Annotated in this window: 14 protein-coding genes and 1 tRNA gene; 6 read left to right on the forward strand and 9 right to left on the reverse strand. The window is 71.8% G+C overall.

The window, feature by feature from the left end; all coding sequences use genetic code 11:
• Nucleotides 1-166: 166 nt before the first annotated feature.
• Nucleotides 167-673 (reverse strand): MarR family winged helix-turn-helix transcriptional regulator, encoded by a 507-nt coding sequence (locus ACMW4R_RS02005; RefSeq protein WP_418298997.1) that lies wholly within the window; start codon nt 671-673, stop codon nt 167-169.
• A gap of 107 nt (nt 674-780) precedes the next feature.
• Between ACMW4R_RS02005 and ACMW4R_RS02010 the strand changes: the two genes are divergently transcribed.
• Nucleotides 781-1611, forward strand: coding sequence for a MarR family winged helix-turn-helix transcriptional regulator (locus ACMW4R_RS02010; RefSeq protein ID WP_418298998.1), 831 nt, complete (start codon nt 781-783; stop codon nt 1609-1611).
• A 137-nt stretch (nt 1612-1748) separates the two neighbouring features.
• Here the strand turns inward: ACMW4R_RS02010 and dcd are convergent, their stop codons facing one another.
• Nucleotides 1749-2354 (reverse strand): dCTP deaminase, encoded by a 606-nt coding sequence (gene dcd, locus ACMW4R_RS02015; protein ID WP_058597005.1) that lies wholly within the window; start codon nt 2352-2354, stop codon nt 1749-1751.
• Between the two features lie 191 nt (nt 2355-2545).
• Between dcd and ACMW4R_RS02020 the strand changes: the two genes are divergently transcribed.
• The 3 genes from ACMW4R_RS02020 to ACMW4R_RS02030 all read left to right on the forward strand — a co-directional run bounded on the left by ACMW4R_RS02020 (nt 2546) and on the right by ACMW4R_RS02030 (nt 4254).
• Nucleotides 2546-2616 (forward strand) — tRNA-Gly (locus tag ACMW4R_RS02020).
• Between the two features lie 664 nt (nt 2617-3280).
• Nucleotides 3281-3511, forward strand: a complete 231-nt coding sequence (locus tag ACMW4R_RS02025; RefSeq protein ID WP_418298999.1) for a hypothetical protein — start codon at nt 3281-3283, stop codon at nt 3509-3511.
• Between the two features lie 167 nt (nt 3512-3678).
• Nucleotides 3679-4254 carry a YdeI/OmpD-associated family protein gene (locus ACMW4R_RS02030; RefSeq protein WP_418299000.1) on the forward strand — a complete coding sequence of 192 codons (576 nt, stop codon included), beginning with the start codon at nt 3679-3681 and terminating at the stop codon, nt 4252-4254.
• A gap of 93 nt (nt 4255-4347) precedes the next feature.
• On the opposite strand, the gene ACMW4R_RS02035 is transcribed toward ACMW4R_RS02030, so the two are convergent.
• Both ACMW4R_RS02035 and ACMW4R_RS02040 read right to left on the reverse strand, forming a co-directional pair.
• Entirely contained in the window at nt 4348-4980 is a 633-nt protein-coding gene (locus ACMW4R_RS02035) for a Pr6Pr family membrane protein (protein WP_418299001.1), read from the reverse strand.
• Between the two features lie 212 nt (nt 4981-5192).
• Entirely contained in the window at nt 5193-6182 is a 990-nt protein-coding gene (locus ACMW4R_RS02040) for a LacI family DNA-binding transcriptional regulator (RefSeq protein ID WP_418299002.1), read from the reverse strand.
• 99 nt (nt 6183-6281) lie between these two features.
• On the opposite strand from ACMW4R_RS02040, the gene ACMW4R_RS02045 reads away from it, so the two are divergent.
• Together ACMW4R_RS02045 and ACMW4R_RS02050 are read left to right on the forward strand one after the other, a co-directional pair.
• Nucleotides 6282-6989: a ThuA domain-containing protein gene (locus ACMW4R_RS02045; RefSeq protein ID WP_418299003.1), complete on the forward strand. Its 708-nt coding sequence runs from the start codon at nt 6282-6284 to the stop codon at nt 6987-6989.
• Entirely contained in the window at nt 6962-8050 is a 1089-nt protein-coding gene (locus ACMW4R_RS02050) for a Gfo/Idh/MocA family protein (RefSeq protein WP_418299004.1), read from the forward strand. The genes ACMW4R_RS02045 and ACMW4R_RS02050 overlap by 28 nt, the downstream gene beginning before the upstream one ends.
• Nucleotides 8051-8079: 29 nt before the next feature.
• On the opposite strand, the gene ACMW4R_RS02055 is transcribed toward ACMW4R_RS02050, so the two are convergent.
• From ACMW4R_RS02055 to ACMW4R_RS02075, 5 genes are all read right to left on the reverse strand, one after another.
• Nucleotides 8080-8517, reverse strand: a complete 438-nt coding sequence (locus ACMW4R_RS02055; RefSeq protein WP_058596998.1) for a BLUF domain-containing protein — start codon at nt 8515-8517, stop codon at nt 8080-8082.
• Complete coding sequence (locus tag ACMW4R_RS02060; RefSeq protein ID WP_193751308.1) at nt 8517-8813, reverse strand: hypothetical protein; 297 nt, start codon at nt 8811-8813, stop codon at nt 8517-8519. The genes ACMW4R_RS02055 and ACMW4R_RS02060 overlap by 1 nt, the downstream gene beginning before the upstream one ends.
• Before the next feature lie 99 nt (nt 8814-8912).
• A complete protein-coding gene (locus tag ACMW4R_RS02065) occupies nt 8913-9302 on the reverse strand; it encodes an ester cyclase (RefSeq protein WP_058596997.1) in 390 nt (129 codons plus the stop codon).
• Between the two features lie 285 nt (nt 9303-9587).
• Nucleotides 9588-11165 carry a GMC oxidoreductase gene (locus ACMW4R_RS02070; RefSeq protein WP_058614181.1) on the reverse strand — a complete coding sequence of 526 codons (1578 nt, stop codon included), beginning with the start codon at nt 11163-11165 and terminating at the stop codon, nt 9588-9590.
• 50 nt (nt 11166-11215) lie between these two features.
• Nucleotides 11216-12706: an MFS transporter gene (locus ACMW4R_RS02075; RefSeq protein ID WP_418299005.1), complete on the reverse strand. Its 1491-nt coding sequence runs from the start codon at nt 12704-12706 to the stop codon at nt 11216-11218.
• Nucleotides 12707-12812 lie beyond the last annotated feature (106 nt).

The following is a 12812-nucleotide window of genomic DNA, read 5'->3' on the forward strand; positions in this document are numbered from 1 at the left end:
GCGTTGCGGTCGGGCGCCGCACGGGGTCGAGGCGCGCGTGCGAAACTCCTGACTTTCCGCGCCGCCGCCCCGAACGCCCCCGTGACCTCACGGCGGGCGTCCCCCTCGCACGCGACTTCTCAGGAGTTTCGCCCGCGCGGCGCGGACGATCCCGGATGCCACGGACTCAGTCCCGCGGCCACGCCTCCGCGAATTTGGCCAGCAGACGCGCGAGATCGGCGCGCTCGGCCTCGGTGAACGACTCGAGCGCGGAGCGCACGGCATCCCGTCGCCTTCCGCGGAAACTCGAGATGAGCTTCTCGCCCTCGGGAGTGAGGCGCACGCGGGTGCGGCGGGCGTCGTCGGGGTCGGGCTCGCGTGCGACGAGACCCATCTGCGTCGCCTGCTGCACGAGGCGCGAAGCGCGCGGCTGATCCACACCCACCGCTTCGGCGATCTCGCTGACGGACAGGGCATCGGATGCCGCGACCAGCGCATCCAGCATGCGCAGGCGTGCGGGTCCGCCGAAGCGTCCGTGCGAGGGATCCGCCCACGGCGGCGCTCCGCGGCCCCACGGCCCGCCGTGGGAGTGGGGGTGGTGGTGATGCTCGTCCGGACCGAACGGGGGACGCGGGCGTCGCCCGCGCAGCTTCGCGAGAGCGGCGGCGATGTCGTCGGCGGGATCGGAGGTCACGAGGGAATTTTACATGTCGCTTGACAAGCATTCGGAATACATGTCACAGTACATTCGTTGTCACATGACATACATCGGCGGATTCCCCGCCCACGAAAGGACACCCCATGAACACCTCTTCTTCTTCTCTTGATGCCCGCAGCCTCGCCCATCGCCTGAGCGCCGTGAGCCATGCGCTGCACCACCGCCTGTTCGAGCTGCTCCGTGAGAGCGACCTCGACCCGCGGACCATCGCGATCCTCAGCGTCATCGACGGTCGCCTCGACGCCCCCTGGGTGAGCGACCGCATCGCCCGCGGCGGAAAGCGCGTCGCGGCTCTCGCCGAGCGCGGCTGGATCGTCCGCAGCGACGACGTCTGGGCGCTCACCGACGAGGGTCGCGCGATCCTCGACCGGGTCGACGCCGATCGCGCGTCGATCCTCGCCGATCTCCCGGCCGACGAGCTGGCCCAGCTCAGCGCCTCACTCGATGCCGTCGCGGACGCCCTCGGGGTGGATGCCACGGTCTCCGGGCCCCGTGGATTCCGCGGGGGTCGCGGGGGCTTCGGTCCCGGGTTCGGCCCTGCGTTCGGGCCCGCATTCGGTCCCGGTGCCGGCCGGGGCTTCGGACGCGGCTTCGGTCCCGGATTCCGCGGGCACGGCGACCACGCGGGGTTCGAGCACGGCGAGCACGCCGAGCGCGGCCACCGCAACGGGTCGGAGCGTGCGGAGCACGGTGAGCACGGCCACGGTCGACACAGCCACCGCGACGGTTTCGGGCGCGGCGAGCGCAGCTTCGGCGGACACGGTTACGGTGCGGACCACGACGGCGAGCACCGTCACGGCGGTTCGCACCGCGCCCACCGTGCGGCGCAGCGCGCCTTCGAGCGCGGCTTCGACGCCGGGTTCGTCCGCGGCCGCGAGGCTTCGGCATCCGGTGCGCCCTCGGCATCCGAATGATCAGCGATAAACGCTCTCCGCGACCGGAAACACGAGCACATCGTGTTTCTGTGCGTGGATCGCGTTTATGGCGTGGCACGCGCCGCGCAGCGAACAGCCCCACCGAGCTCGACTCGATGGGGCTGTTCGCGTGGTGCTCAGCGTCCGGCGGAGCCCGCGTCGGTCGCGCCGACGTCGGTCCGGTGGAAGTTCAGCGCGGAGCGCGAGGCCGTCGGCCCGCGCTGGCCCTGGTACCGGTTGCCATAGGGCCCCGAACCGTACGGGCTCTCGGCGGGCGAGGTCAGGCGGAAGTAGCAGACCTGGCCGATCTTCATCCCGGGCCAGAGCTTGATGGGCAGCGTGGCGACGTTCGAGAGCTCGAGCGTGACGTGGCCGGAGAATCCGGGGTCGATGAACCCGGCGGTCGAGTGGGTCAGCAGGCCGAGACGACCGAGCGACGACTTGCCCTCGAGGCGCGCCGCGACGTCGTCGGGCAACGAGACCCGCTCGAAGGTCGAGCCGAGCGCGAACTCGCCCGGGTGGAGGATGAACGGCTCGTCGGGGTCGACCTCGATCAGACGGGTCAACTCGGGCTGGTCTTCGGCCGGGTCGATGAAGGGGTACTTGTGGTTGTCGAACAGCCGGAAGTAGCGGTCGAGCCGGACGTCGACGCTCGACGGCTGCACCATGGCCGGATCGAAGGGGTCGAGCCCCAGGCGTCCGGAGGCGAGTTCGGCTCGGATGTCGCGATCGGAGAGCAGCACGAGGCCAGCCTAGAGCGCGGGGTCCGGCCGTGTCGTCGCGTGACGTGACGGCTTCGGCCGAGACCACACGCGTGGGGCCGCGGTCGTGCGCGACCTCGCGAATCACCTGCGGTTCGGGGAGGGATGCCGTACGCCGCCGCCGGCGCGCGACGCAGACGCTGTTATGCTGGCCGGGTTGCCGCATGGCATCCGGGGCTGTAGTTCAATGGCAGAACTTCTGCTTCCCAAGCAGACAGCGCGGGTTCGATTCCCGTCAGCCCCTCAAAAGGCCCGACTCACCGCCGCAGGCGGTGTGGCGGGCCTTTCGCGTGGGTGCCGTAGGAACCGAATCCCGCAGCGGGTGGGCCCCTGCCGCCGGAGGCTCCGCGCGCCGCGCAGCGGCGCGTGGAGGGGCGGTAGGGACGATTCCCGTCAGCCCCTCAAAGCCCTCACGGGCGGCCGCAGGCCGTTCGGGAGGGCTTTCGTGTTGCCGCGAATCGAAGCCTTGGGTGGGCCCACGCCGCCGGAGGCTCCGCGGGCCGACGTAGTCGGGCCGTGGAGGGGCGGTGGGGACGATTCCCCTCAGCTACGGCACGATAGTGGCCCAGCAGGAGCCGCCAGCGGCCGGCTCGAGCACCTCCGCGGCACGCCTCGCTTGCTCGGCCATGAGCGGGAGGCCGCGAAGTACCCCTTCGAATGCTCGTGCGCAAACGTTCGTCGCCCGTCTGGGGGACATCTCGTGCATGCCCGGTGGATGTTCCCTGGACGCTTCCTGAGCTCAGTGGATGTTTTCGGGGTTCGCGGTGACCATCGCCAACGAATACGTCGCGGGCAACGGGTTCTGCCCCGGTGATGAACTGTGGGTGTACTTCACGGACGGGCTTACCGGACCGGCGTACAGCCAGGTAATCTGCCGACCTGTCTCGCACCCCGGAGGGGGATGAATCATGACTCGCACGCATCGCAACCGGCTGCTTCTCGTCGCGACTCTCGTCCTCGTCGGCATCGGCTTCGCCGTGAGCCCCACGTTCGCGAACGAGGGACTGTGGGCCGGGATCGGGCTGTTCTTGCTGTCCGCCCTCGCGCCCGCCGCCATCCTCGGCGTCGTCGCCTATGTCTGGTCCGCCAACGACCGCGAGGCGGCGAAGCTCACCGGCAGAGCACCCGCGCAGCGCTGACGCGATGATTCGGCCCCGCCCACACCGGGCGGGGCCGTTTCGCGTTCAAACGATTCTCGAGCGACTCCAGCGCCCGCCAAGGCGATCGCGAGTACATCGTGCCCCCGTCGGCGCCATGTCGGACGCCCGCACTACTCTCCGAAGACACCCCGCACGAGGAGGCGCCCGTGGCCGACCCACCCGAACTCACCGTCGCCGATGTCGCGCGCTGGCGCGCGTGGCTCGACGCGAACGAGAGCACGAGCGACGGTGTCTGGCTCGTCCTCGCGAAGAAGGGCACGACCGAGCCGACCTCGCTCACCTACGCCGAGGCCCTCGACGAGGCTCTCTGCAGCGGATGGATCGACGGGCGCAAACAGTCTCGGGATGCCGCGACCTTCCGCCAGCACTTCACTCCGCGCCGCGCGCGATCGATGTGGTCCACGCGCAACGTCGACATCGTGGCGCGCCTGATCGAGGAGGGGCGCATGCGCCCGCGCGGCGCCGACGAGATCGCCCGTGCCCAGGCCGACGGGCGGTGGGACCGCGCGTACGCGGGGTCCGCCACGATCCAGGTCCCGCCCGACCTGCAGGCGGCGCTGGATGCCGAGCCCGCGGCCGCTCGTGCGTTCGAGGCGCTGAACAAGAGCGAGAGGTACTCCGTGCTGCACCCGGTGGTCACCGCGACGAGCGACGCCCTGCGGGCGAAGCGGATCGCCGCGCACGTCGCCCGGCTCGCGGCATCCGTCGGTCCGACGAGCTGAGGCCGTCGACGCACCGCCCGATACGTGGGGCTCGCGGCCCCCGCACCGACCCGCGTCGCACAGAAGCCGCCCACGACGGCGGCGCGCAGAAGATCAGGCGCGCGACACCGGCTCGCGCGCGTGAGCTCGAGAACGCCACCGACTCAGCCCCCACACGCCCGTCGCCGCGAGCATCAACAGCGCCAGGATGCCGATCACGTGCGCCGCGAGCGAGACCGGGCCGCGCTCGGGCAGGAGGAAACCGTAGGGCACCCAGCCATCCGTCTGCCCGCGCACGAGGACGACGGCGAGCCAGAGGCACGGGTAGGGAAGCACCCACCACAGCGCTCGCCAGCGCAGGCGCGGGCGATCGGATGCCGAGGCGAAGTCGGCCACGACGAACACCGGGAACACGATGTGGAGGATCGCGCTGACCCACGGCGGGGCCGACCCCGCTCCGGGCACGAGGGTGTTGTAGACGACCGCGACGACGACGAGGCAGGCGGTCCCGACGCCCCAGGCGACGGCGAGAGCCTCGGGGACCCCGCGCCCACGGAGCTGACGGAGCGCCACCGCCATCAGCACCAGTGCGGTCAGACTGCTCGTCTGGTTCGTGAAGTATCCGAAGAAGTCGAAGGGATTGCCGTCGCCCACGGCGATACGGAGTCCGTACGCGATGAGCACGACGACGAGCGCGATGCTCGCGGAGACGAGCCGCGTGATCGCACGAGCACGCCGCGAGGTCACTCCGCGACCCTAGCGCGCGACGGCGCGGCGGCCCGTGACGCGCGGAAGTCCAGGGACGAGCGGAGGATGAATCGCGCCACCGGATCCTCCGGCGCACCCCCGTCCTCCGTCCGTCACACGGATGCCCGTGGCGACCGGGGCGTCCCCAGGTCGACCTGTGCGTCCACGGCATCCCCGGACGCGAGACCGTCCGCGATCGACGCGGCCGCGCCTCACCCCGTCGACCCCCGCACCATCAACCGCGTCGGCAGCTCGATCGTCGTGGGCGCCCCCGCCAGCGGCGGCTGCACGAGCAGCTCCACCGCGGCGGCAGCCATCTCGCGGATCGGCTGCCGCACCGTCGTCAGCGCGGGGCGCAGCCACCGGGCACCGCGGACGTCGTCGAAGCCCACCACGAGCACGTCGTCCGGGATGCCGAGCCCCAGATCGGCCGCCGCCGCGTACACGCCGGCGGCCATCTCGTCCGAGCACGCGAAGACCCCGACGGAACCGTCGCCCGGCAGCTCCGGAAGGACCGCTCGGACCACACGCCGGGCTCCGCTCGCGCTCCACCCGGTCGCGACGCGGCGGAGCACGGCATCCGGAACGATCTCCGCGAGCGCCGCACCGAAGCCCTCGACACGCGCCCGACCCCACCGGTACGAGGGGGCGCCGTCGACCACGACGAAGCGACGCGCGCCGCGGTCGAGCAGGTGCCGCGCGGCGTCCGCGCCGCCCGCGCGGTCGGTCGTGCGGACGTTCGGGAGCGGAACGCGCGACTCCGACGAGGGCTCGAACAGCACGAGCGGGATCGCCGCGGCCTCGAGCCTCGCGAGCTGCCGGGCCGTCGGGACGTTCAGGCCCAGCACGACGCCGCCCGAGCCGCGCGCGGCGATGCGCGCGGGCCAGTCGTCGGCGGGGTCGTCCCGCTCGGCGGTGAGGACGAGGTCGTACCCGAGACGCGTCGCGGCCTCGCGCGCGCCGACGACCACCTCTTCGCTGTACGGACCGTCGTACCGCCCCATCACGAGGTCGATGAGCCGCGCAGTCCCCGCGCGCGGACGCCCCCGTCCGCCCGCGCCGTATCCGAGCGCGTCAGCCGCGTCTCGCACGCGGGCACGCGTTGTCGGCGAGATCTCGCCGCGCTCGCGCAGCACCCGCGACACCGTCGCGATGCTCACGCCCGCGGCGTCCGCGACCTGGGCGAGCGTGGGGCGGGACACGATCTCAGTGTGCCGGATGCCGCGGACTTTTGCGCAAAGCTTCGCGTCCCGCCGCGAGGGCCGTGGGAGGGTGGCATCCATCCACGACGAGGAGGACGCATGAGCCATCGACGAGCGCTGGTCGTGCGCGGAGGGTGGGACGGCCACCATCCGGTCGAGGCGACCGAGCTGTTCCTGCCGTTCCTGCGCGACAACGGCTTCGACGTCCGCGTCAGCGAGTCGAACGAGGTGTACGCCGACGCCGACGAGATGGCCGCGACCGACCTCGTGCTGCAGTGCGTCACGATGTCGGAGATCTCTCGCGAGGCTCTCGCGGGGCTGCGCACCGCCGTCGCGAACGGCACGGGACTGACCGGATGGCACGGAGGTATCGCCGACTCCTACCGCGCGTCGTCGGACTACCTGCAGCTCGTCGGCGGGCAGTTCGCCACGCATCCGGGTCGTCATCCCGATGAGCGACCCGGCACCGAGGAAGACAACTACCTCCCGTACCGCGTCGAGATCACCGACCTCGGCCGCACGCACGAGATCACCGCGGGCCTCGACGACTTCGACCTCGACACCGAGCAGTACTGGGTGCTGACCGACGATCTGAACGACGTCCTCGCCACGACCACCCACCCCGTGCAGCCGTATCACCCGTGGCATCGCCCGATCGTGTCGCCGGCGGTGTGGACCCGCACGTGGGGCGCGGGACGCGTCTTCGTCGCCACCCCGGGGCACACCCCCGACGTCCTGCGGGAGCCGTCGGTGCGCACCATCATCGAAAGGGGACTGCTGTGGGCCAGCCGCACGGTATCGGAATAGTCGGCCTCGGCGTCATCTCGGCGCAGTACCTCGCCACCCTCGGCGACCACCCCGACGTACGGATCGTCGCGACCGCCGACCTCGACCACGCGCGCGCCGAAGAGATCGCGAACGGGATCGACGGATGCCGTGCCCTCAGCGTCGACGACCTCGTCGCCGACCCGGCGGTGCAGACCGTCCTGAACCTCACCGTTCCCGCCGCGCACGCCGAGATCGCCTCGAAAGCCCTCGCCGCCGGCAAGGACGTCTTCGGGGAGAAGCCGCTCGCGGCGACGCTCGCGGACGCCCGCCGGATCGTCGGCGAACGCGACGCGTCGTGGCTCGGCTGCGCCCCCGACACCGTGCTCGGCACGGGCGTCCAGACCGCGCGCGCCGCTCTCGCGGCCGGTACCATCGGTCGCCCCCTCGCCGCCACGGCGACGTGGGTGTCCGCGGGCCACGAGGCGTGGCATCCGCACCCCGATTTCTACTACCGCGAGGGCGGCGGGCCGCTGCTCGACATGGGCCCGTACTACCTCACGACACTGTTCCACCTCCTCGGACCCGTCGCCCGGGTGTCGGGAGCGTCGTCGCGACCGCGGGACACGCGGACCATCGCTAGTGGCCCGCGCGCGGGCGAGGTCATCCCCGTCGAGGTCGACACCCATGTGACGGGGGTCCTCGAGCACGTCGGCAGCGCGGTGTCGACGGTGACCTTCAGCTTCGACGCACCGGTCAGCGATGCGGCCCCGATCGAGGTCTACGGCGAGACGGGCACCCTGTCGGTCCCCGACCCCAACCTGTTCGACGGCGAGGTGCGCGTGTGCGCCGGCCGTCAGGACGAGTGGCACGCCGTGACCGAGCGCGCCGGATACGAGCACGCGGGCCGCGGGATCGGCATCCTGGATCGGATCCGGACCGGCTCGGATCGCACGGATGCCGCCATCGCGCTGCACGTGCTCGAGGTGATGACGGCCCTCCAGGAGTCGGCGCGCACCGGTAAGCGCATCGAGATCGAGACGAGGCCGACGCCGCCGCCCGTGGTCCCGTTCACGGGAGAGGAGCAGTGGCGCGCGGGGTGAGTCAGCGCGGGTGAGGCAGCGCGGGTGAGTCAGCGCGGGTTCGAACTCCGCGCGCGGAACCAGACCGTGAGCTCGCGCAGGGCGCGCGCCGTGACCGTGTCGTCGTCGGAGTCGAGATCGTCGAACGAGTCACGGAAACCCTCGGGCGCCGCCTTCTGCGGAACGTTGAGGACCTCGTACCCCATGGTCCAGTCGGCGAAGCGACGCTCCTCGATCTCCTCGTCGACGAGGATCCGCATGTCGCGGTGCCGCGGATCACGGCGGATCCGGTCGACGAGCTCTCGTACGACGGACTCGGGGCCTTCGAGGACCTGAAGGAACCTGTTGCCGCGGAACAGCAGCATGCCCGACAGGTCGCGCGCGAGGTTCGCGGCTCTGCTCGACGCCAGCAGGTCGGCGAGCTCCTTCGCGCCGAACGCCGACGCCGCGGTGCTGGAGTAGGTCATCGATCGCAGAGCCTCGGTCATCACCGCACCACCGATCCCGGGTGCTCCCGGTCGGTCCGCACCTGCTGCAAGACGATCTCCTCCTCGCGCCGGACCGGCATACGCGTCTCGACCGGTGCGGACGTGACCGCCGCCATGCCTGAGACGAGCGTCGGGAAGCGACCGACCAGGCGGGAACGTCCGTCGTACGCCAGGTAGCTGCCGTCGGCCTCGCGGTCGAGATAGCCCAGGAAGACGCCGTTGCGGCTACCCACGTGAAAACCCTCTTCGACGCGGGCCCACACCACGCCGGCACCCGGGCGGTTCGTGTCGGTCATGTCGGCGCTCCTCTCCCGCGGCGATTCCGCGGACTTACGACCGTACCTATGCATGCGATGGCCGCGCGCTCCTTGACAGCGGCGCTCGAACCCGTCCGCTCAGCCGAGCAAGGCGCTGATCTGCTCGGCGTCGTCGGTGCCGGATGCCTCGACGATGCGCCCGCGCGAGAGGCGGTACATCGCGAACGCGGCGATGTTCACGCGCCGCCGGGTGGCCGCGAGGTGCCGGTACGTGCCCGTGTGCGTCCCCGATCCGCGCAGGTGCACCGCGAGGCGGTCGTCCTCGACGATCACCTGGATCCGCTTCCACTGCCAGTCGGGGAAGGCGTGCACGAGCTCGGCGACGTCGGCGATCCAGGCCTCGGCACCGGCGGGAAGGTGGGCGCGGCGCACGCCGGGGTCGAGGAACTCACGTACCGCCTCGAGATCGTGCCGGTTCTGGGCCTCGAGGAAGTCGGCGAACCAGTCACGCGTCTCCCAGGCCTCCACCGTTCCATTATCCGGCGGGGCTGCCCGGTGGGGCGTGCTGTCGGCGCCGGGCCGTGCTGTCGGCGCCGGGCCGTCAGGCGGAGTCCGTTCCCGACACGCCGCCCCACGGCATCCCGCCGCGGCGAGTCGCCCCCGAACTCCGCACGACGGCACGGCCCCACCCTGACCACCCCACCCGGACCATCAAGCGGGGAACGACCCCGACACGCCGCCCCACGGCATCCCGCCACGGCGAGTCGCCCACCAACTCCGCACGACGGCACGGCCCAACCCGACCCCCGCGCGTCAGGGCCGCGCGCCGCCCAGGTCGGCCGCGAGCCGCCGCGCGCCGCGCACGGCGATCGCGACGCTCATCAACGTCGGGTTCATCGTGTTCGCCGTCGGGATCAGCGCATTCCCGCCGACGACGAGGTTGTCGAAGCCCCATACGCGCGAGTAGGGGTCGGCGACCGAGGTCTCGGCATCCGTCCCGGTCCGCATCGTGCCCATGAAGTGCAGGCTCGACCCGTTCGGCAACAGACGCGGGCCCGCGACGAAGCTGCCCAGCGCCTCACCCGCGCGGCGCAGGCGCTCGGTCGCCTCGGCGATCTCCTTCTCCTCGCGCTCGGTGAGGGCGTACTCGATCGTGAAGTTCGGCATGCCGCGGTAGTCGAGCTCGTCCTCCGCGAAGGTCACGCCGTCTTCCACGCGGGGGAACTTGCGGATGCCGAAACCCATGTTCACGTACCCCCACCGGTTCCCGTGCGCGGGGTGGTCCGCGGCGAGGGGGAACGGCGGGGTCTCGGCGTACATGATCTGCGCCGAGTAGGGGTGCCCGGGCTCCGAGAAAGGGATGCGGTTGACCGCGGCGACGGGGTCGGTCGGGTTCACCGCGCGGCGGGCCAGCTCGGCCTCGAGCTCGTCGTCGGTGACGAGAGCGCTCATGCGTCCCTCGTCGAGGGCGACCGTGCTGATGACCACCTGATGCTCGGTCAGGTAGCGGCCGAGCGGAGCGGGACGGATGCCGGAAGCCCACAGCAGCTGCGGGGAGCGGAACGCATCGGCCGCGACGACGACCACATCCGCGCTGACGAACGACTCCTCGCCCGTGCGCAGATCCTCGACGGTCACGCCCCGGACGTGCGCACCGTCGTGTTCGAGGCGCCGGACGAGCGTGAGGTCGCGCAGCTCGAAGCGCGCGGCGGTGTCGGTTCCGGGCTCGATGAGGGGGCCCAGCACGGTGTCGGCGCCGGCCCAGCGCATCGAGCCGTCGGGCTGCGGGTCGCCCGCGACGGGGAGCGTGCTGACGCCGTAGCCCTCGGGCAGCTCGGCACCGAACTCGCGGTCGAGGAGCGTGCGGATCGCGGCGCCGACCGGGGAGTCCGAGAAGGCGGCACTCTGCTTGTGCAGGAGGTCTTCGGCGGTGGAGATCAGGTCTTCCCACTCGTCGTCGCCGACGAAGTCGAGCTTCTCGCTGAAGGCCGGGCGCGGGATGGCGCAGGTCCAGTGCGCGCCCTGGCCGCCGACGTTGGTGGCCGCGGCCGCCGCGGGGAAAGAGGGGGCGTGCGCGGAGCCCTCGCCCCCGAAGTCGAGGAGGTGGGTGCCCTGTCGCGCGGTGAACATCCCCTCGACGACGGTCCCGCCCGGGATGCCGAGCGACTCGCGGAACGTCCCCGCCTGCGGCCCCTGCGAACGCTCGCGGGCGCGGGCCTTCTCGTCGGGATCGGCGATGTTGCGCACGCTCTCGCCGGGGCGCTCGGTGAGCTGCGGGCCGGCCTCGAACATGATCACGCGGGCGGCGGGAACGGACTCCAGGAGCACGCGCGCGTAGGCGGAGCCGATGGGACCGCTGCCGACGATGGCGATGGTGGGGGTGTCGGACATGCTCTCTCCTTCGAGATCGGGCGGGCGGGTTCGGGCGGGGTCAGGCGGGTTCAGGCGGGTTGTCGGTCGGAGGGCGCCGCCGTCGCGGGCATCTCGTCGGACAGACGCTCGGCGGGCAGGAGCAGCGCGATCACGACACCGCACGCGTAGACGAGCGCGAGTCCGAGGAAGACCGGCGCGAACACGTCGTGGTAGATCAGCGCGATCTGGTCCTGGACCCCCTCGGACGCCGAGCGGGCCGCCGCGGGCGTGAGGGTGGCGGCATCCAATCCCGGAGGAAGAGCGGCCGCCACCGCGAAGCCGACGACACCGCCGACCACCGCGGTGCCGACGGCGGCTCCGACCTGCCGCACGAGGTTGGTGGTCGCGGTGACCGCGCCGAGGTCGTCGCGCGACGCGGCGCTCTGCACCACGGCGAAGATGAGGTTCGTGAATGCCCCGGTGCCGACACCGACCGCGGCCATGACCGCCATCGGCACCCACAGCGGCATTCCCACCGGAAGCAGGGCCATCACGGAGAGGCCGACAGCCGCGAGCGCGGTACCCACGACCGGGTAGAGCCGGTAGCGGCCCGAGCGGCTGACGAGCCACCCGGTCAGCAGACTGCTGACGAGCATGCCGAGCACGGTCGCGATGGGCACGAGACCCGACACCGTCGCGGTGGTGCGGTACGCCATCTGCACGTACGTCGGCACGTAGGCGACGACCGAGAACAGGCCCGCCCCCACGACGAGCGAGAGTCCGAGACAGACGAGGATCGTCCGGTTGCGCAGGATCCTCGGCGGAAGGATGGGCGCCGCGGCCCGCCGCTCGATCGCGATCAGGGCCAGGATGCCGATACCCGCCCCCACCGCACACGCGATCGCCGCGGGGCGAAGGGTGTCGTCGCCGATCCAGGTCACGGCGAGGATGAGCGCCAGGAGCGACCCCGTGAACACGAGGGAGCCCGGCACGTCGAAACGCGGGTGCGCGCCGCCCGGCAGCCGGGGGACGGCGACGAGCGCGAGCACGAGCGCGACGAGACCGACGGGGATGTTGATCCAGAACACCCACGGCCAGCTCCAGTAGTCGGTGATGAGCCCACCGACCACCGGTCCCACCACGATCGCGACGGGGAAGGCCGCACCGATCACCGCCATGTAGCGGGGCCGCTGGCGCGGGCTCGTCACGCGCGCGACGATCGTCTGCGACATCAGCTGCAGGCCCGCCGATCCGAGTCCCTGCACCACCCGCGCGGCGACGAGCCAGCCGAGGTCGGGCGCGAAGCCGCACGCGAGCGACGCGGCGAGGAACAGCGCGAGCGAGACGACGAAGACCAGGCGCGGCCCGACGACGTCGCCGAGCTTGCCGAGGACCGGGAGCATCACGGTGGCCGCGAGGGTGTAGCCGACCATGATCCAGCTCATGTGCTCGAGCGCGCCGAGGTCACCGGCGATCGTGGCGAGAGAGGTCGAGACGACGGTGTGGTCGAGGGCGCCGAGGAACGACACCGTGAGAAGGGCCGCGACGAGGATGCGGACGCGAGCGGGAGAGAGAGTCATGCGTGGGGCGCCCGTACGACCGGGCGATCGACGCGACCGTATGTGCCGCTCCGGCTCCCTCACCGGGCGAACGGGCTCGCGGAGCCCCGACGTCCCGTCCATCATA

Origin of the sequence: Microbacterium sp. S1037 (assembly GCF_048381605.1) — a bacterium.
GTDB classification, from domain to species: domain Bacteria; phylum Actinomycetota; class Actinomycetes; order Actinomycetales; family Microbacteriaceae; genus Microbacterium; species Microbacterium testaceum_B.

Excerpts from the sequence above, each read along its gene's own strand:
- ACMW4R_RS02010 (WP_418298998.1), top strand. The coding sequence starts at position 781 with ATGAACACCTCTTCTTCTTCTCTTGATGCCCGCAGCCTCGCCCATCGC.
- ACMW4R_RS02025 (WP_418298999.1), top strand. The coding sequence starts at position 3,281 with ATGACTCGCACGCATCGCAACCGGCTGCTTCTCGTCGCGACTCTCGTC.
- ACMW4R_RS02045 (WP_418299003.1), top strand. The coding sequence starts at position 6,282 with ATGAGCCATCGACGAGCGCTGGTCGTGCGCGGAGGGTGGGACGGCCAC.
- ACMW4R_RS02055 (WP_058596998.1), bottom strand. The coding sequence starts at position 8,517 with ATGACCGAGGCTCTGCGATCGATGACCTACTCCAGCACCGCGGCGTCG.
- ACMW4R_RS02060 (WP_193751308.1), bottom strand. The coding sequence starts at position 8,813 with ATGACCGACACGAACCGCCCGGGTGCCGGCGTGGTGTGGGCCCGCGTC.
- ACMW4R_RS02070 (WP_058614181.1), bottom strand. The coding sequence starts at position 11,165 with ATGTCCGACACCCCCACCATCGCCATCGTCGGCAGCGGTCCCATCGGC.
- ACMW4R_RS02075 (WP_418299005.1), bottom strand. The coding sequence starts at position 12,706 with ATGACTCTCTCTCCCGCTCGCGTCCGCATCCTCGTCGCGGCCCTTCTC.